General features: G+C 63.3%; 18 protein-coding genes. 13 read left to right on the forward strand and 5 right to left on the reverse strand.

The features are described 5' to 3' along the window. The first annotated feature begins 20 nt into the window (after positions 1-20). A complete protein-coding gene (locus OVA12_RS14105) occupies positions 21-1,094 on the forward strand; it encodes a glycosyltransferase family 4 protein (RefSeq protein ID WP_268138729.1) in 1,074 nt (357 codons plus the stop codon). Here the strand turns inward: OVA12_RS14105 and OVA12_RS14110 are convergent. Continuing rightward, positions 1,073-2,476: a UDP-phosphate alpha N-acetylglucosaminyltransferase gene (locus OVA12_RS14110; RefSeq protein WP_268138337.1), complete on the reverse strand. Its 1,404-nt coding sequence runs from the start codon at positions 2,474-2,476 to the stop codon at positions 1,073-1,075. The genes OVA12_RS14105 and OVA12_RS14110 overlap by 22 nt on opposite strands. After that, positions 2,454-4,487 carry a GumC family protein gene (locus tag OVA12_RS14115; protein ID WP_268138339.1) on the reverse strand — a complete coding sequence of 678 codons (2,034 nt, stop codon included), beginning with the start codon at positions 4,485-4,487 and terminating at the stop codon, positions 2,454-2,456. The genes OVA12_RS14110 and OVA12_RS14115 overlap by 23 nt, the downstream gene beginning before the upstream one ends. 450 nt (positions 4,488-4,937) lie before the next feature. Between OVA12_RS14115 and OVA12_RS14120 the strand changes: the two genes are divergently transcribed. From OVA12_RS14120 to OVA12_RS14130, 3 genes are all read left to right on the forward strand, one after another. Then, the gene (locus tag OVA12_RS14120; protein WP_268138341.1) at positions 4,938-5,654 is read left to right on the forward strand and encodes a WecB/TagA/CpsF family glycosyltransferase; all 717 of its coding nucleotides are present in this window, start codon (positions 4,938-4,940) and stop codon (positions 5,652-5,654) included. A 105-nt stretch (positions 5,655-5,759) separates the two neighbouring features. Beyond that, positions 5,760-6,638, forward strand: coding sequence for a uroporphyrinogen-III C-methyltransferase (gene cobA / locus OVA12_RS14125; RefSeq protein WP_268138343.1), 879 nt, complete (start codon positions 5,760-5,762; stop codon positions 6,636-6,638). Continuing rightward, complete coding sequence (locus OVA12_RS14130) at positions 6,635-7,969, forward strand: cobyrinate a,c-diamide synthase (protein ID WP_268138345.1); 1,335 nt, start codon at positions 6,635-6,637, stop codon at positions 7,967-7,969. The genes cobA and OVA12_RS14130 overlap by 4 nt, the downstream gene beginning before the upstream one ends. Before the next feature lie 20 nt (positions 7,970-7,989). Here the strand turns inward: OVA12_RS14130 and OVA12_RS14135 are convergent, their stop codons facing one another. Further along, positions 7,990-9,030 (reverse strand): cobalamin biosynthesis protein, encoded by a 1,041-nt coding sequence (locus tag OVA12_RS14135; protein WP_268138348.1) that lies wholly within the window; start codon positions 9,028-9,030, stop codon positions 7,990-7,992. Positions 9,031-9,618: 588 nt separating this feature from the next. On the opposite strand from OVA12_RS14135, the gene OVA12_RS14140 reads away from it, so the two are divergent. The 4 genes from OVA12_RS14140 (at position 9,619) to OVA12_RS14155 (ending at position 12,790) form a co-directional block, all read left to right on the forward strand. Further along, a complete protein-coding gene (locus tag OVA12_RS14140; RefSeq protein ID WP_268138350.1) occupies positions 9,619-10,053 on the forward strand; it encodes a DUF2946 family protein in 435 nt (144 codons plus the stop codon). A gap of 83 nt (positions 10,054-10,136) precedes the next feature. Then, a complete protein-coding gene (locus tag OVA12_RS14145; RefSeq protein ID WP_326493912.1) occupies positions 10,137-11,558 on the forward strand; it encodes a PepSY-associated TM helix domain-containing protein in 1,422 nt (473 codons plus the stop codon). A 185-nt stretch (positions 11,559-11,743) separates the two neighbouring features. After that, entirely contained in the window at positions 11,744-12,145 is a 402-nt protein-coding gene (locus tag OVA12_RS14150; protein WP_268138352.1) for a carboxymuconolactone decarboxylase family protein, read from the forward strand. A gap of 120 nt (positions 12,146-12,265) precedes the next feature. Next, the gene (locus OVA12_RS14155; protein WP_268138354.1) at positions 12,266-12,790 is read left to right on the forward strand and encodes a glycine cleavage system protein R; all 525 of its coding nucleotides are present in this window, start codon (positions 12,266-12,268) and stop codon (positions 12,788-12,790) included. A 23-nt stretch (positions 12,791-12,813) separates the two neighbouring features. On the opposite strand, the gene OVA12_RS14160 is transcribed toward OVA12_RS14155, so the two are convergent. Continuing rightward, entirely contained in the window at positions 12,814-13,047 is a 234-nt protein-coding gene (locus OVA12_RS14160; RefSeq protein ID WP_268138356.1) for a hypothetical protein, read from the reverse strand. A gap of 124 nt (positions 13,048-13,171) precedes the next feature. After that, complete coding sequence (locus OVA12_RS14165) at positions 13,172-14,470, reverse strand: Hsp70 family protein (RefSeq protein ID WP_268138359.1); 1,299 nt, start codon at positions 14,468-14,470, stop codon at positions 13,172-13,174. 220 nt (positions 14,471-14,690) lie between these two features. Here OVA12_RS14165 and flgB point away from each other — a divergent pair, with 220 nt between their 5' ends. From flgB to flgA, 5 genes are read left to right on the forward strand one after another with little or no spacing between them, the layout of a single operon-like run. Beyond that, positions 14,691-15,071, forward strand: a complete 381-nt coding sequence (gene flgB / locus OVA12_RS14170) for a flagellar basal body rod protein FlgB (RefSeq protein ID WP_106752571.1) — start codon at positions 14,691-14,693, stop codon at positions 15,069-15,071. Between the two features lie 3 nt (positions 15,072-15,074). After that, positions 15,075-15,491 carry a flagellar basal body rod protein FlgC gene (gene flgC / locus OVA12_RS14175; RefSeq protein ID WP_268138361.1) on the forward strand — a complete coding sequence of 139 codons (417 nt, stop codon included), beginning with the start codon at positions 15,075-15,077 and terminating at the stop codon, positions 15,489-15,491. A gap of 3 nt (positions 15,492-15,494) precedes the next feature. After that, positions 15,495-15,830 (forward strand): flagellar hook-basal body complex protein FliE, encoded by a 336-nt coding sequence (locus OVA12_RS14180; protein WP_268138362.1) that lies wholly within the window; start codon positions 15,495-15,497, stop codon positions 15,828-15,830. A gap of 37 nt (positions 15,831-15,867) precedes the next feature. Further along, positions 15,868-16,656: a flagellar basal-body rod protein FlgG gene (gene flgG, locus OVA12_RS14185; protein ID WP_268138363.1), complete on the forward strand. Its 789-nt coding sequence runs from the start codon at positions 15,868-15,870 to the stop codon at positions 16,654-16,656. Between the two features lie 26 nt (positions 16,657-16,682). After that, entirely contained in the window at positions 16,683-17,147 is a 465-nt protein-coding gene (gene flgA / locus OVA12_RS14190; protein WP_268138366.1) for a flagellar basal body P-ring formation chaperone FlgA, read from the forward strand. The last annotated feature ends 2 nt before the right edge of the window (positions 17,148-17,149 follow it).

The following is a 17,149-nucleotide window of genomic DNA, read 5'->3' on the forward strand; positions in this document are numbered from 1 at the left end:
TGGTCCGGCAGTTCTACCCGATGATCGGAGGCCTTGAGGATTTCGTGCGCAATCTGGTCCGGCAACAATCCGGGCACTTTGCAAAGGTGCGCGTCGTCACGCTGGATCGGCTCTTTATCGAGCCGGACAAGCTTCTGCCTGCTCATGATGTCATCGACGGCGTCGAGGTCCGGCGCATTCCATTCCGTGGCTCGCCTCGCTATCCTCTGGCTCCTTCGGTTCTGTCCTGCCTTGATGGTGCAGACCTGATCCATGTCCACGCGGTGGACTTCTTCTTCGATTTTCTGGCGGCAACGTCTCTGGCCCGGCGGACGCCTATGGTTGCGACGACCCATGGCGGCTTCTTTCACACCGCCAATTACAGGCAGCTGAAAAATGTCTGGTTCAACACCATGACCCGGGCCTCAGCCAGTCGGTACCGCGGCATCGCCTGTTGCAGCGAGAGCGATCTGGCGCAGTTCTACAAAATCGCTCCTTCGCGCGTGCGGCTGATCGAGAATGGCGCCGATCTTGAAAAGTTCGGCTCTGCGAGTTCCATCAGGCCTGTGAAAGGCCTCATCACCATCGGTCGTTTCTCGCACAACAAGCGCCTCGATCTGCTGCTCGACATGATGCAATTGCTGACCCGGCGAGATCCTAACTGGCGACTTCATATTGCCGGATCCTCGTCCGACTGGAGTGAAGCTGACATCCGCCAGATGATCGCTGAGCGCCAATTGGCCGGTGTCGTCGAGCTGCACGTTGGCCCATCGAATGACCAGATCAGGGATGTGATGCAGCGCTGCAGCCTTTTCGTCAGCGCCTCGGAATATGAGGGCTTCGGAATTGCCCTTATCGAGGCGTTGAGTGCCGGGCTTCTGCCGATCGTCGAGCCGAACGCTGCGTTCCGGTCGCTCGCTCGAAAACACCCCCCTGTTCGGTTGTCGGGGTTTGCCGACCCGTCCGGTGCTGCGGGTGCGGTTGAAGCTGCCTTCGCATCCCTCAGCGATGACAGCCTCGCACTGCGGGCAGCCGCGATTGCTTCAGCTGCGCAGCATGGCTGGGCACAAACGGCACAGCAATACGAGGATTTTTACCGCAGCGCTCTCGGCTGACGGCCAGACAGCAGGCGCGAAGTCTTCGGCATCCGCCGGGCGGTGATCGCATTCGGCTGGGCAAGATTGCCTGGCCGCTTGCGCCACCGGTTCGTGAGAAAGTCTCGCACGGAAGATGCTGGGGATGCGTGCATCTTCGGGCTCACAGGAGATGTGGGTCCCCGTCGCCAGGCGTCGACAGCGCCGGCACAGAGCCATAGCAGCCCGCCCGTCTTGATCGTCGACAGCGAGTAGGACACGATCATCAGCAGGCAGATGTAAACGACCAGCAGAACCTTGAACTTCCAGCCTTCATCATTGGCCATCGGCGCATAGATGTAGATGGCCCAAAGCGCCATAAGCCCGACGGCGCCGGTCTGGAACAGGGCGAAAGCATAGCCACTGTCCGACAGATACGTTGCCTTGGTCGAGATCCCCAGCAGCCCATACCAGTCCAGCTTCATCAGCAGCTGGCCGGAGTACAGCCAGCGGCCAGTCAATGTGTCGTCCCAGCCGATCCGGTTGGCGGCGGCGGCATAGATCATCAGGGCAACGACGATGGCAACCGGGGCCAGCAACATCAGGAGACGCGGCGTGGTCCGGTGCAGCGGCGCTACGAGGAAGAACAGCAGGGACACGAACATGCCGAAGCGCGCATCGCACAGGATGATCAGCGTAAAGGCAATGCCGATCAGCACGAAGCGATGATGCATGTCCTTTCGGAACACGCCCCAAAGCACCAGGAACGCCCCGAAGTTGCCCATGGATACCGGTTCGAGAAACACCGAAGACACCCGGTGATTACCGAGAAAGCCGAAGAAATTCCGGCCGCCGTAGCGCACGCCGCTGTGAAACAGCGCGTTGTCCTCGCCAAGGAAATTCGTGTCTGCTGTGATCGTCCCACGCGCGACGTAGTAATCGAAGATGTTGACGTTGGCGAGATACAGGTCAAGAAACAGGAACTCCACCATCCCGACAGCAAGTACGGCGAGGGCGGACCAGAGAACGAGCTTGTCGACCTTGCGGATGTCCTGGATCTGCAGGCCAACGAAGTAAAAGATGATCGGCACCAGGGCGTCGCGGATCGATTTGAGATCCAGCTGGGCCCGCAAGGCCATCAGCATCAGCATGTAGGCCAGATAGAGGGTAATCAACGTGTAGAGACCGGCGCGCCGGGTCATCGCGAGGCCAAGCGCGAGCCCTGTCAGCGCCAGTTCGCACAGCACCACATGGTTCTGCGAAATGCCCATCACCTTCGTATTGACGAAGGCAAGGCCCAGATTGAACAGCAGTGTGCCGAAAATGACAGCGGTGACGAGCAGGAACCAGATCGGTCCCCTCTCGGCTGGCGGAGCAGCTGTCGCAGGCGTCAGGCGGGTTTCAGGCGGCCTCGAGAACGACATTGCCAATCACCCGCTCTTGCCACGGCTGCAGGTAGGACAGCGTCCGATCAAGATCGGCCATCCGCGTCACACCGATCTGGCTGACCAGCACGATGGCGTCACAGTTTTTCAGCAGCACCGGGAGGATCGGATTGCTCTCCGTCGAACCGCAGTCGATGAGAAGGAAGTCCTGACCTTCCTCGGTGAACAGAGCCGATCCTGCATATTTTCGCCGGTCGTCCACCCGCTCGACGCTCACATAGCGGGACAGGGCATGCGGTGGGGCCGCGTGGCGCGTGCCCCGTGATTCGAGGTCCTTGCCTCTTGTCTCACCGCGCCGACGACCAGAGATCTGGCGCGCGTCCTGGGCGCGTGTTGCCTGGGGCAGGGCCTGCGCCAACAGGACTTCCTCGTTCATGTCATAGAGCGAGGAAGCAATGCCCCGGGTGATCGCCAGCGTTTCGACGGCGTTTGTGGTCTTCAGCACCAGGATGTTGGCCGGCAGGTCTTCGCCAAGCGCGTATCGCAAGGCATAGGCGACCCGAGTCAGTCCCATTTCGGCGTCGCCGCTGAGTGCGCCTGGTGCAGCTTCTTTTGTGCGGCCAAACAGCCCCCTGCGGCTTGATCCGCCCGGTTGCAGGGACAGGTTCGTGAGAACCGGCGCGCCGGTCCAGTCGACCAGCTCCCGCTCGGAATTGAGCCGGCCGCTGAGGATCTCAAGCCCGACGGCAATGCCAGCAGTCAGCACGATGCCGAAAATCGCGGCCGCCGCTACAAGGATGAGGGCCGAAGGGCCTCCCGGAGACAAGGGTGGCTGTGCGGCAGACAGGATGCGGGAGTTTGTTGCTTCGACGCCTTGCTGCTCGGATAGTTCCTGCGCCCGTTTCATGAACAACTGGTAGACACCGCGCTTCGTTTCGGCGTCTGCCTCCAGTTGCCTCAACTCGATCTGCGCCTTGGCTTGATCGGAATTTGCGACCTTCAGCTGACCGATCCGCGCTTCCAGTCCTGACAGGTTTGCCTGCGCCCGCTCATAGTCGGAGCGGATATTGCGTTGGATCCGCGACAGCTCGTCCGAAATCATCCGGCGCGTGTTCTGCATCTGGGCGGCGAGTTCCCGCATCTGCGGGTGGTTTGCGCCAAGCGTCGTCGACGCGCGTGCCTCGCGCTCGGCAAGGGTCGCGTACTGCACTCGCAACGAGCTCAGCACTGTGTTGTTGACATCGACGGGCACGCCGCCGGCCTCGACATCGGCAGCGCTGAGGCCCCGGACGAGGTCAAACGTGTTCTTGGCCTTCTCCAGGTCGACGCGGGCCTGGGTCAGCTGCGTGTTGAGGTCCTGCAGCTGCTGGTCCTCGACGAGACCGCGCTGTGTCGTCGCGATAAGGCCATTGTCCGCGCGGTAGCGCTCGACAGCCGCTTCCGCCTGTTCCACCTGCCGGCGCAGCTGATCGGCTTGAGATTGCAGTGATTGGCTGGTGCGTTGCATCCCTTCCGAGCGCGCCTTTCGGGTCTCGTCCAGATAGGCCTGTGCCGTCGCATTGGCGATCTCGGCCGCCTTGATCCGGTTCGGATGCGTGGCGATGATCTGGAACACGAAGGTCCGGTCCACCCGGCTGACCTGCAACGTCTTGCGCAGGGCCTCGACAACCGCTGGAAGATTGTCGCCGCTGTCCTTGCTGGCAAACAGGAAGGGCAAAAGACGCTGCTTGAGCCCCGGGCCGACAAAGGCCGGATCCTTTTGCAGGTCCAGCTTTTCGACCACCTGTGTGAGGACGGGGTTCGACATCACAACATAAGCCTGGCTGTCAACGTCGAGGCTTTCCAGCGGCGATGCACCCTCCCGGCCGGAAAAGTCCTTGCCCAGGATCTGCAGGCTTGGCGGCTCGACCAGCAATTCGGCCGCAGCGCTGTAGAGCGGGGTTCTGACCAGGGCATACGCAAGGGCAAGCGCAACGAACAGAGCCGGCACGAGCACCAGCCAGCGCAGCTTCCGCGCCAGAATTGCAGGAATGTCAGAGACTTCGACCATTGTCAGTGACCGCTCACGCAACTGCCCCAGCACCGACGGCGAGGCCCAAGGAATGCAAAACCCGGTCGCGTCCGGTGCGCGTCCACATCGCTGCGAGAATGGGCAAACATGATTAACAACTGGCAAATTCCCACTTCGTCCCGCAGTGCATCAGAATTTTCGACAGGGTGGTTGCGCTTGCCCGTCGAGAACCTTAAACAAAGGTTAACGTGACACGTAAAAACTGAAATAGTATATTCAGGTATGATTTACAGTAATACTAAGATGAATTTCAGTTTAATTCGTTCTTCACTCGCTGGGGCGCATCGTTCTGAGCCAAGGAAAATAATAAATTCAGGCGAGGCCAGAATGTTGATGTCCAGCTTGCAGTTGGGAGCTCCAGTAGGTTCTGGAATTACCCGGATCGGTCCGCTTGGGATTCACAAGCTGACGCGCCCTCAGGCTGTCGACATGATGCGCAGTGCTTTGCTGTTGCGGATCAAGATGGATATCGGCATCTGCAACGCAAACACCGTCCTGCAGGCCATGGACAGCCCCTCCTATGCCCGGACGCTGTCGCGCATGACCCTGTTCAATGATGGCATTGGCGTCGATATCGCCAACCGTGCCCTGACCGGCTCGCGGTTTCCGGCCAATCTGAATGGCACGGACCTGATCCCATATGTCCTGCACACGATCGGTTTGCCACTGCGGATCTATCTCTTGGGTGCCAAACCGGAACCGGTCGCCCGCGCCGCCGAGCATATCGAGGAAAACTACCCTGGCCACCACATCGCCGGCTACCGCGATGGCTACTTCGGGCCCGAGGATCTCGACGAGGTGATCGCCGACATCAATGCGGCCAAGGCGGATCTGTTGCTCGTTGCCATGGGCAATCCGCGCCAGGAGCAGTTCATCGTCGACAACCGGGCCCGTCTCAATCCGACGATCTGCATCGGGGTGGGGGCGCTGTTCGATTTTCTGTCGGGCGACGTTGTCCGTGCGCCGAAGTTCCTGCAAGAGGCAGGCCTCGAGTGGCTGTTCCGTCTCATGCAGGAGCCTCGCCGGCTCGGCAAGCGCTATACGGTCGGCATTTACCGGTTCCTCTATGCCGTCTGGCGCTTGCGTGCCGAAGCCAAACGGTCTGCCGCCCTTGAGGGCCGCCGCCGTCTCCCGCCTATTCTCTGAGCAATCACCAGTCTAACGGTTTGCTGGCTTCCCGCCTTCCCCTGTCGTTTTGGGGGAGGCCCGGTGCCGCTTCCCCGCTTGGCCTCACGCGTCGAGGGGGCTAAAATGTCAGGGATGAACACCGATCTGACTGGATTCTCCTTAGCCAACAGCTTGCCGACCTTTGAGCCGGGCTGGGTCTGGCTGGCCGGCGCAGGGCCCGGCGATCCCGGTCTGATCACCTTGCATGCGCTCAACGGCCTGCGTCAGGCGGATGTTGTGGTCTATGACGCGCTGGTCGATGCCAGTGTCCTGTCCTTTGCTCGCCCGGGCGCCGTGCTGGACTTCGCTGGCAAGCGGGGCGGCAAGCCCAGCCCGAAGCAGCGCGACATTACCCTGAAACTGATCGATTACGCCCGCGACGGCAAACGCGTGCTGCGGCTGAAGGGTGGCGATCCGTTTGTTTTTGGCCGCGGCGGCGAGGAAGCCCTGGCGCTGGCCGGAGCCCGTATCCCGTTCCGCGTCATCCCGGGCATCACAGCCGGGATCGGCGGTCTGGCCTATGCCGGCATTCCGGCGACGCACCGTGACACCAATCAGGCGGTGACGTTCCTGACTGGCCATGATCAGACCGGCCTTGCGCCGGATGCGATCAACTGGAAGGGCATTGCAGAAGGCTCGCCCGTCATCGTCATGTATATGGCGATGAAGCACCTTTCGCAGATTGCCGGCGAACTCATGACCTGTGGACGGTCGGGTGAAGAACCTGTGGCCATCGTGTGCAATGCCTCCCTTCCGACTCAGAGCGTCCTGGAAACAACCCTGTCCCGCTGCGCTGTAGATGCGGAAGCTGCCCGGTTGGAGCCTCCGGCGATTGTCTGTGTCGGGGAAGTTGTCCGGCTCCGCGCTGGGTTGGACTGGCTGGGCGCATTGGCCGGCCGCTCGCTGACGGGCGACCCGCTCGGCCTCGGTGATCCCTTGCAAGCTCTTGGTGCGGCTGAATGACCGATGCTGCCGGGGCTGGTCCGTTTGGTAGGGCTCTCATGCTGGCCGCACCGACCTCGGGCTCCGGCAAGACCACGTTGACGCTGAGCCTGCTCGCGGCCCTGAGGCAGCAGGGACTAAGGGTCCGCGCGGCAAAATGCGGGCCGGACTATATCGACCCGAAGTTCCATGAGGCTGCCAGCGGATCTGCCTCGGTCAATCTCGACCCGTTTGCCATGGCTCCAGCCGTTCTGCAGGCGCTCGCGAATGGACAGGCGTGCGGCGCGGATCTCCTGCTTGTCGAGGCCGCGATGGGGCTGTTCGATGGCGCCAACGACGGTTCGTCCAGTGCCGCTGATGTTGCGGCAGCCCTCGGCATTCCGGTGGTTCTGGTCGTCGACTGCGGCCGGCAGGCGCAATCCGTCGCAGCACTTGTGCGCGGGTTCCGGGATCACCGGGCCGATGTGAACGTGGCCGCCGTACTGCTCAACCGGGTCGGCAGCCCGCGTCATGAGGACATGCTGCGCAAGGCGCTGGCGCCACTCGGCATGCGCGTGCTCGGTGCGATGCCCCGCCGCGATGCGCTGGCCCTGCCGGAACGCCATCTCGGCCTGGTGCAAGCTGAAGAGAATGCAGACCTCGCCGGTTTCATTGACGGAGCCGCCCGGCTGACGGCCGAAGCCGTGGACCTCTCCGCACTCGCTGCGCTGGCTACTGCGATCCGCTGTGCTCCAGCGGACGTTCCGCTGCTTTTGCCACCGCCAGGCCAGCGGATCGCGGTCGCGCGCGATGTTGCGTTTTCCTTTGCCTATCCGCATGTGCTGGCCGGCTGGCAGCGCGCCGGGGCTGAAATCCTGCCGTTCTCACCCCTGGCCAACGCGCCGGTCCCGGAAGACGCCGACGCGGTCTATCTGCCCGGGGGCTATCCGGAGCTGCATGCCGGTGTCCTTGCGTCGAACCGGCGCTTCTTTGCCTCGCTGCAGCAGGCGGCCGGGCGTGGCGTGCCGGTGTTCGGCGAATGCGGCGGCTACATGGTCCTCGGCCGGGGCATTGTCGATGCCGTCGGCGACAGGCACGAGATGGCCGACCTGTTGCCGCTGGAAACAAGCTTTGCGGCCCGTCGCCTGCATCTGGGCTACCGCCGCCTGACCGCGCTGGTCGATCTGCCTTTCAAGGGACTGCAGCGGGGCACGCACCTGACCGGACATGAGTTCCACTACGCCAGCATCCAGCAGGAAGGCAGCGCCGCACGCCTGTTCGGCGCGACCGATGCCCAGGGCGAGCCGCTGGCCGACATGGGGCTGGTTCAAGGCTCGGTGCTGGGCTCATTCGCCCACCTGATCGCCACGTGATACCGCCCCAGCGCTTCGGCTTACCCTTCTGCAGGCCGGCCTAGTTCGGCACCAACCAGAGACCCGGGCGCGGCGGCAAGGGCAACAGTCGCCCGTCCATTCTTGCGCTTGTCCAAGATCAGCACGCCGTGCGGCCCGCTGCCTGCCAGCGCAGCACCTTCGCTGACGCCATGACACCCGGTCTCGGCAAACACCGTCTGCGAAGGATTGGCCAGACGAGGCGTCTCCCGCTCCAGCTCCTCGGCGGAGAAAACGCGCAAGGGTACACCGAGATGGCGGGCCAGTGCGCGCAGTGCCGGGTCGTCCGCCTTGCGCTCGAGGGTCGCGACCACGGCCACGGTCCCTGCCGCGATCCCGGCCTCTGCAATTGCGTCCATCGCCAGTGCAATCAGCTCGTCCGGTGCGCAGCCCCGGCTTGTACCGGCGCCGAGCACCACGCGGCAGGGGTGATAGACCAGGCAGGTTGCGGATCCCGCGACCGGTTCCGTTGTGGCGCAGAGGGAGATCTCGGCACCATCATCCAGCGTCAGACCCAGACGCGTGAGCCAGGGCGCATCGCCTTCGATCCGGACCGGAGCACCAACCAGCAGCTCCGCCATCACCGGGCGTGCGTCCTGCGGATTGGCCAGCCGCCAGCCCGGCGGTGGCCGGTCCAGCGCAAGTGTAAAGCCTCGGGCGGCCTCTGAAGTCGCCGCCGCCTGCCCACCAAGAAGATCCGCCAGATGCCGCGCCAGATCGTTCCCGCCATGGGCGCAGCCAACCAGCGGCACCACCCACTGCCCGTCCGTCGACACGGCCACGACAGGCGAAGCCCCCCGGCCCTCTTCGAGCAGGGGCGCAATGGCGCGGATCAGCAGTTCTGCCGGACATACGCCGATGATGGGAACATAGGCGGAGAACAGGCTGCGCACATGATCCAGTGTCTCACTGAACTGGGTGTCTGCTTCGGGGATCCGTCCGGCGAGTGCATGCAGGCTGGCTCCCGGCAGGACGGCTTCAATCCGCCGAGCCACCGGCAAGGCATCCGCTGTCAGCACAAGAACAACAGGGCAGGCAGTCACGCAGCATTCCTTCCGGATCGGCTTCAGCTCTCGCCCGATTTCTCGTCGCGCAGCGAGGGCAGGCGCTTTGCACGGATGGAGAGGTCACCTGGGCGAGGGGCGGGGCCGGCTCCTGTTGGTTCGCTCACGACGACGGCATGCGTTTTCTTCCCGCGCGCACGGCGTGGTGCCTCGCCATCAGCCGAGCCGCCTTGCGACAGAAACCCGCGCGACCGCAGGCCGGAGGCTGCCGGTGCAGACAGCCGAGCGGAAGGCCCAGCCTTCTGTTCGGTGCCATCCGGAGAACCGTACTCGTCCCCGGGTCCTGGCAGGTCCGGGCCGCCATAGCTGCCTCCGGCCTTCCGGCCCGGCCTGGCTGGTGTCGGTTGTACGCGGCGAACCATGCCCGTCTTCCTCCTGCCGCCAGATCCGCATGTCGGGACGCATGGCGCGGGTCCTGGAGCTCTTGAGCCCACTTCAAGCTGCCTTTGTGCGTCATCCCTGCCTGTCCTGCAAGCTGGCAGCGCTGAGGCCGCCAGCGCGTTGCACAGGCTTTGGATTGCCGCGCGCGCAGCCATACGCTAGAGACCTGACATGAGGGGCAGGGCGTTGAGCACATCACGTAAGGATGTCTGGAGACATGCAGGGCTGCGTGGCATTGCCGCGTGGCTGACGCTGTTCTCTGTCCTGCTCTGGTCGCTCGTCCCGTCCGGCTTCATGCCCGGCGTCACTGATGACGGGCGTTTCACCATCGTCATCTGCAGTCCCGACAGCCCGGACGGGTTTCGCACCATAACGCTTGATGCCGACGGCGCGGAAATCCCTACGGGCGCGGATTGGCCGACCGATGATCACCGCGAAAGTGATCACGCTTCGCCCTGTATTTTTGCGGTTGGTCTTGCCCTGGCGGCCCCGGACAATTCGCTACCGCTGTCGGATGTGCTTCCGCAGGCGCGTCCGCTTGCCTTTCCGGGCCTCTCCTGGGCTTTGGCTGCAATTTCCCTGCGGCCTCTTGGGGCACGCGCCCCGCCGGCTCTTGTCTGACCTCACAAGCCCGATCTGAAAAGCCCAGGTCTGCCGCAATGGCGCGCGCCATGCCCTAGAGCCTGGATGCAAGAGGTTCAGCAATGACTGATATGACGACTGATTCCGCCCCGGCTGGCGCCGGAAGCGCGGCCACTGATTCATCAGCAAGTTTTTATCGCGCTGCCTGGCGCTGGCACTTCTATGCCGGCCTCTATGTTGCGCCGTTTCTCATCATGCTCGCCGTGACCGGCCTCATCATGCTGTGGACTGCTGTCCTGGATGGGCGCGATGGCGAGTACCGCTTCACGGTCACGCCCGGTGCCTCGCTTGCGCCGGTTTCAGCGCAAGTCGAGGCGGCGAGTGCTGCCAATGGCGGGGCGACAATCCGCCACTACATCGCGCCGCGATCGGCCGAGGGCACGGCACTTGTGCGCGTTGACGGCGAAAAGGGCCCGACCGTCGTTGCGGTCAATCCCTACACCGCCGAAGTGCTCGAGAGCTGGCCGCGCCGTGCCGGGCTCTATGACCTGTCGTCGGATATTCACGGCACCCTGCTGATCGGCGATCTTGGCGACCGGCTAATCGAGATCGCAGCCAGCTTCGGCATCGTGCTCATCATCACTGGTCTATACATGTGGTGGCCGCGTGAGGAGGGCTTGGCCCGGGTTCTGCTGCCGGATCTGCGGGCTGCCGGCCGCAAGCTGATGAAGTCGCTGCATGTCTCGATCGGCTTCTACATTTCGCTGGTTCTTGTTGTCTTCCTGCTGTCCGGTTTGTCCTGGGCCGGCATCTGGGGCGACAAGTATGTCCAGGCCTGGAGCACCTTCCCGGCCGAGAAGTGGGACAACGTGCCCCTGTCCGACGTCACCCATGCCTCGATGAACCATGGCGGCAACGACGTCTCCTGGGGCTTGCAAAAGACCCCGATGCCCGCGTCCGGCTCTGACGTCGGTGTCACGGGCGTTCCTGCTGGCGCGAAGGTCGACGCGGACAGTATTGCCGCGCTGGCCCGCGCCATCGGCATGGAAGGCCGTTTCCAGATGGCGTTCCCCAAGGGGGAAGGCGGCGTCTGGTCCCTTTCGCAGGACAGCATGAGCAACGACACCGGCAACCCCGCCGATGACCGCACCGTGCATGTCGACCAGTACACCGGCAAGATCATCGCCGTTGCGGCCTACGCCGATTACAGCCTTCCTGCCAAGGCGATGGCCATCGGCATCGCCCTGCATGAGGGGGACATGGGCTGGTGGAACGTTGCCTTCAACACCGTCTTCTGCCTTGCTGTCATCTTCATGTCCGTTTCGGGCATCGTGATGTGGTGGATGCGCCGTCCGAAGGGCGCTGCCCTGCGTCTTCTGCCGCCGCAGGTGCCTGCTGACATGCCGCAGTGGCGGTCCGCGATGCTGGTCATGCTGCTCGTGGCCTTCGCCTTCCCGCTCGCCGGTCTGACGATGATTGCGGTGCTCGCCATTGACCTGCTTCTCGTCTCGCGCCTGCCGGCCCTGCGCCGCGCGCTGCGCTGACGTCTCCCCGCGCGCCGGCCTGTCAGCTGTGCGCGCGGGTTCCTCGACTGGCCTCCTGCCTCCGATCAATCGAACGCCGACTGGAGGAACATTCGCACAAACGGCGCTTCGTGGAGGTTCCGCCGTATCCCGCCGGGCCGGAGCTGATCTAGACTGGTGCCGAACGATCTCTCAGGAGGAACGACATGGCCACCGTCACTCTGGTTAGCGATGCTGACGCCAGCCCCCGTGTTGCCGCGGTGTTCGCGGATATCCGCCAGACGCGCAACTCGGATTTCATCAACAATTTCTGGCGCGCGCTGGCGGTTGACCCGCAAGGGCTTGAACGCACCTGGGCCGAGGTCAAGGCCGTCATGGCGACCCCCGGCAGCATCGATCCCCTGACGCGCGAGATGATCTACATCGCCGTTTCCGTTGCCAATGGCTGCTCTTACTGCGTTCACTCGCACACGGCTGCCGCACGGGCCAAGGGCATGACCTTCGAACAGCATGGGGAGCTGCTGGCGATTGTCGGTCTGGCGGGCAAGACCAATCACCTCGCCACTGCCTTGCAGGTGCCAGTCGATCCGGCGTTTGACCTTTCTTGAGAGACGGGGGCGGGTAGACCTTCGGAAAATAATTGCAATTCCCGGGTGCCCCTGTCGCAATCCGGCGATATGGTCGCATCAGGCCGCATTTGAGCGGTGTCGCGCAGAAGGAAGTCGTTGATGGGCCGTCACATGGTGTTGACCGCGATTGCTAAGGATCGCCCCGGTCTGGTGGATGCATTGGCCGATGTCATCTCCGCAGCAGGTGGCAACTGGCTGGAAAGCTCCATGGCGCGCCTTGGCGGTGAATTTGCCGGCATTGTCAGCTTTGAAGTTCCCGATGACCGCGCAGCGACGCTCGAAAGCGCGCTTGCTGCCCTGTCCAGCGAAGGCATTGCCGTTACGCTGCGAACCGGCATGCCGGATGTTACGGAGCCGGGCCGGATTGTACGCCTCGACCTCGTTTGCCAGGATCAACCGGGCATCCTGCGCGCCGTGACGCGGGTGATCGCAGCAGAAGGCGTCAGCATCGAAACGCTGGAAACGCTGGTCGCGCCGGGCTCGATGTCGGGTGAAATGCTGTTCCGCGCGTCTGCTGACCTGCGTCTGCCGGCTGGCACCAACGTCACGCGGCTGCATGACGCCATCCAGGCTATCGCAGCCGATCTGATGGCCGACATCGACATGAACGAGGAAGAGGACTGAGTGTCGCGCGCGACGGCCCTGACCTAGATCGCGATACTGGGCAGGCGGCCGCCGCCGATCTGGATCTCGCCGGTTTCGGGATCGAACGCGAAATGGGAGGCGTTGTTGACGAGCTGGGCGATGTGGCCAAAGGTGGTCACATCGTCAAACGTCACACGGTGCTTCTCGCGGTTGCGCGCCATGGCAAACTCGATCACGTAGGAACTCTTCTGCGGATTGATGTAAAATCCGAACCCCAGAATTGGCTCTGCTGCCATGATGTCCTCGCTTCCTGTGAGGAATTTAAACCTGCGCGGGTATTTCCCTTAAGCCTCGCCTCGATTCTGTTCAAGTTAATTATATCGGCAATATGACGGATTGGCCGCTGGGTCATCAGCCGGCTCAGGCTGCGACGGTCCAGTTTTCGGCGTCCTCGCGCGCGCCAATCAGGGCCAGACCCTTGGCGACAGACGACAATTCTTCACCGCCGCTGAGACGGTCAGCGCCAAAGCGGCGGGCGAAGAGGCTTCTGATTGCCGGTACAAATGATGTGCCGCCGGTGAGGAACACCTTGTCCACGTCGCCCGGCTGCAGCCCGGCCTCGTCCAGTGTCCGCATCAGTGTTTCGTCGATGCGCTGCAGGTCGTGCTCGATCCACGTGTCAAAGTCTGCCCGGGTCACGCGTTCGCAGAAATTCGCTCCGATGGGCGCAAAGCGGATCTCGGTTTCCTCGGCGAATGACAGACGGGCCTTGGCTTCCGACACGGCCTTGTACAGCGGGTAGCCCTGGTCGGTTTCCACCAGCTCGATGAACAACTCGATCTTGTCGTCGTCGACGCAGGACGACAGCATCTTCTTCAGCTCGCGATAGTCGGCCGAGGCCTTGAACACCGACAGCAGATGCCAGTGCGCAAAGTTGGAGAACAGGTTTGGCGGCACCTCGAGCAGCTTGCCCATGCTGCGATACTGGCTGCCCTTGCCGAGGTGCGGCAGGATCACCTTGTCGACGATGCGGTAGTCCAGCGTGTTACCGGCGATGCCGAGGCCGCCATGTCCAAGCGGTTCCGCCGCAAGGCGTCCGCCGTCGCGGGAAAAGCGCATCAATGAGAAGTCGGTCGTGCCACCGCCGAAGTCGGCAACCAGCACCGTGGCTGATCCTTCCAGGCGCTGGGCGAAGGCAAAGGCCGCTGCCACCGGCTCGTAGACGAACAGCACATCGGAAAAACCGAAGCGGGAGAGCGCGTTGCGATAGCGCTGCATCGCCAGCGCCTCATCCGGCGCGCCGCCAGCGAAGGTGACCGGGCGGCCGATGACAAGACGCGCGCCGCCTGCGTCCAGCGCCTCGTTGCGGTGAGTCCCGGCGCGGCGCAGGAAGGTCTCCAGCAGATCCTCGAAATCGAATTGCTTGCCGAAGATCCCCGTGCCGCGAAACAGCTTGCTCGCGACGAATGTCTTCAGCGACTGCAGGAAGCGGCATTCGCCGGTGTGATCCAGAAACTGCCGGATTGCCCAGGGGCCAACATCGGCGCGTGCGTCGGCGGCCTCGTCACGCAGGGGCTCAAGGAATGACAGCACAGACGGCAGGCTGTCCACTTCCTCAGCTCCTGCGCCAAACGTGAGGCTGCTGGCCTGTCCGCCGCTGTTAACGGCGGTAAGGACGGTGTTGGACGTGCCGAAATCAAGGCCAAGAGCCGGGCGCATGGAAAGACCTCATTGCGGGAAGGAGCAGGGCGGAACTCGGCTGGCCGGCAGGGCCAATCCGGGAGGGCAAATCCGCAAAGGACGTGCGCAATAGCCCATACGGCGGCACCGCGCAATCCCAGAACCATCGCCAGCACCCTGACCGGCCCCATGGCCAGCCTCGTGCAAGCTTGAAGCGTTACCCCTTTAGACCGGAAAGACACCGTTTCGGAGAGCAAACGTGGAACCGGTCTACCTCACCAGATTGGCCTCACAGCATAATGACTGGCTGGCTGTGCGTCAGGCGACGATCGCCCAGAACGTGGCGAACTCCGACACGCCGGGCTACGCCGCCCGCGACATTGAATCCTTTGACGTCGTCTTCAGCGACACGCGCCTCGCCATGACTGCGACGCATGGCACCCACATGGGCAGCGCCGCCGAGATCCCTGATCCCGCCGAGGTGGAGAAGGCTGACACCTGGCAGGTCTCGCATTCCGGCAACAGCGTCAGCCTTGAACAGGAGCTGATGAAGGCGGGCGAGGTCGCACGTGACCATGCGCTGACCACCTCCGTCGTCAAATCCTTCCACCGCATGTACCTGGCAAGCCTGAAAGGCTAAGCGATGATCGACCCGTTGACCGCCACCCTGAAGATTTCCTCCTCCGGCCTGCAGGCGCAGTCCGAGCGGCTGCGTGTCGTCTCGGAAAACCTCGCCAACGCCCAGTCGACTGGCAAGACCAAGGGCGCCGACCCTTATCGCCGCAAGACGATCACTTTCGAAAGCGAGGTTGACCGGGCCTATTCCGCCAATCTGGTGAAGGTCAAGGACATCGGCTCCGACAAGGGCGAGTTCACCGTTGAATACGACCCGGGCCACCCGGCCGCCGACGACCAGGGCTACGTTAAGATGCCGAACGTCAACACGCTGGTCGAGATGGCCGACATGCGTGAGACCAACCGTTCCTATGAAGCCAACCTGAAGATGATGACGCAGGCCCGTTCCATGGTCATGCGCACCATCGATCTTTTGAGGACCTGATCCATGATCGACCAGATCTCTTCCCTGACCAAGGTGTCCTCGGACGGCATCACCTCCGGCGTGTCGCAGACCCGCTACGTCTCGGGTCCGGCCCCGGCGGCAGCCATCGACGGCGTGGGGGAGGCAAGCTTCTCCGACACGCTGGCGCAGGTTTCCACCGATGTGGTCGACAAGATCAAGGAGGGCGAGGCCGCAGCCATTTCCGGCATCAGCGGCAAGGCGTCGGCACAGCAGGTGGTCGAGGCCGTGATGGCCGCAGAAGCCTCGCTCCAGACCGCCATCGCCATCCGCGACAAGGTGGTCTCCGCCTACCAGGAAATCAGCCGCATGACGATCTGAAGCCACACGCTTCGACGTTCAGGATACGGAGAGTGACATGAAAGCCCTTGCCATTGCGGCGACCGGCATGAGCGCGCAGCAGCTCAATGTCGAGGTGATTGCCAACAACATCGCCAACATGAACACCACCGCCTACAAGCGTGCGCGGGCCGAGTTCACGGACCTCCTTTACCAGGCCGAGCGCTTGCAGGGCGTCCCGAACCGGGGCGGTGAGGATCCGGTTCCCGAAGGCGCGCAGCTCGGCCTTGGCGTGCGCTCCGCCGCCATTCGCAAGCTGCACATGCAGGGCACGCTGACCAGCACCAACAACAAGCTGGACATGGCCATCGACGGTCGCGGCTGGTTCCAGGTCACGGGTCCGGAGGGCGAGACCCTGTACACCCGCGCCGGCGCCTTCAACAAGAATGCCGAAGGCCGCCTCGTCACCCTCGATGGCTACACGGTCGAGCCGGCGATCCTGTTCCCGCCGGAGACCACGGACATCATCATCAATGAGTCCGGTCAGGTGTTTGCCCAGCTCGACGGTGAGGTCAATCCGCGTGAACTCGGCCAGCTCACCCTCACCAACTTCGCCAATGATGCCGGCCTCGAGCCCATCGGCGGCAACCTGTTCCGCGAAACGGCAGCTTCAGGTGTCGGCATCGGCGGCGTTGCCGGCGAACCTGGCTTTGGCATCGTCCGCCAGGGCTACACGGAAGCCTCCAACGTCGATCCGGTGAAGGAAATCACCGAGCTGATCTCGGCCCAGCGTGGCTACGAAATGAATTCGAAGGTCATCCAGGCCGCCGACGACATGGCGGGCGTCGTGACCAAGGGCATCCGCTGAGCGCGGACCTGACAGGGAGGCGCGCCATGTTCGTGCGACTGTTCATCTGCATGTTCTTCGCCGGCATGGCGGCCTCCGCCGCCCTGTCCGCGGCCAAGGCTGGCAACATCGATCTGCCGGTGCCGCGCGCCACAGTGCAACCCGGCGATGTTATCAGCGAGGACATGATCATCATCCGGCGCTTCCCCGAGCAGACCACCCGGCGCTTCCAGGTCGTGACCAGCCGCCAGGAAATGGTCGGCAAGGTTGCGCGCCGGACGCTGCAGCCCGGTCATCCGGTGCCAGCCACCGCCATTGCGCCCGATGTGGTGATCAAGCGCGGCGAGCCGGCCCGGCTGGTGTTCCAGGAGGGCGGTCTCTTCATCATCGCTCAGGCTGAGGCGCTGCAGAACGGCACCGTCGGGGCGTTTGTCCGCGTGCGCAACATCGACAGCGGCCTGATCGTCACCGGCAAGGTCCAGACCGACGGATCCATCCTGATAGGAAACTGAAC

The organism is Pannonibacter sp. SL95 (assembly GCF_026672425.1).
In the GTDB taxonomy this organism is placed as follows: Bacteria; Pseudomonadota; Alphaproteobacteria; order Rhizobiales; family Stappiaceae; genus Pannonibacter.

Coding starts and splice junctions, on each gene's coding strand:
- cobA (WP_268138343.1), top strand. CDS start 5,760: ATGTCAGGGATGAACACCGATCTGACTGGATTCTCCTTAGCCAACAGC.
- OVA12_RS14165 (WP_268138359.1), bottom strand. CDS start 14,470: ATGCGCCCGGCTCTTGGCCTTGATTTCGGCACGTCCAACACCGTCCTT.
- flgC (WP_268138361.1), top strand. CDS start 15,075: ATGATCGACCCGTTGACCGCCACCCTGAAGATTTCCTCCTCCGGCCTG.
- flgG (WP_268138363.1), top strand. CDS start 15,868: ATGAAAGCCCTTGCCATTGCGGCGACCGGCATGAGCGCGCAGCAGCTC.
- flgA (WP_268138366.1), top strand. CDS start 16,683: ATGTTCGTGCGACTGTTCATCTGCATGTTCTTCGCCGGCATGGCGGCC.
- OVA12_RS14180 (WP_268138362.1), top strand. CDS start 15,495: ATGATCGACCAGATCTCTTCCCTGACCAAGGTGTCCTCGGACGGCATC.
- OVA12_RS14150 (WP_268138352.1), top strand. CDS start 11,744: ATGGCCACCGTCACTCTGGTTAGCGATGCTGACGCCAGCCCCCGTGTT.
- OVA12_RS14160 (WP_268138356.1), bottom strand. CDS start 13,047: ATGGCAGCAGAGCCAATTCTGGGGTTCGGATTTTACATCAATCCGCAG.
- OVA12_RS14105 (WP_268138729.1), top strand. CDS start 21: ATGATCGGAGGCCTTGAGGATTTCGTGCGCAATCTGGTCCGGCAACAA.
- OVA12_RS14110 (WP_268138337.1), bottom strand. CDS start 2,476: ATGTCGTTCTCGAGGCCGCCTGAAACCCGCCTGACGCCTGCGACAGCT.
- OVA12_RS14155 (WP_268138354.1), top strand. CDS start 12,266: ATGGGCCGTCACATGGTGTTGACCGCGATTGCTAAGGATCGCCCCGGT.
- OVA12_RS14130 (WP_268138345.1), top strand. CDS start 6,635: ATGACCGATGCTGCCGGGGCTGGTCCGTTTGGTAGGGCTCTCATGCTG.
- OVA12_RS14115 (WP_268138339.1), bottom strand. CDS start 4,487: ATGGTCGAAGTCTCTGACATTCCTGCAATTCTGGCGCGGAAGCTGCGC.
- OVA12_RS14120 (WP_268138341.1), top strand. CDS start 4,938: ATGATGCGCAGTGCTTTGCTGTTGCGGATCAAGATGGATATCGGCATC.
- OVA12_RS14145 (WP_326493912.1), top strand. CDS start 10,137: ATGACTGATATGACGACTGATTCCGCCCCGGCTGGCGCCGGAAGCGCG.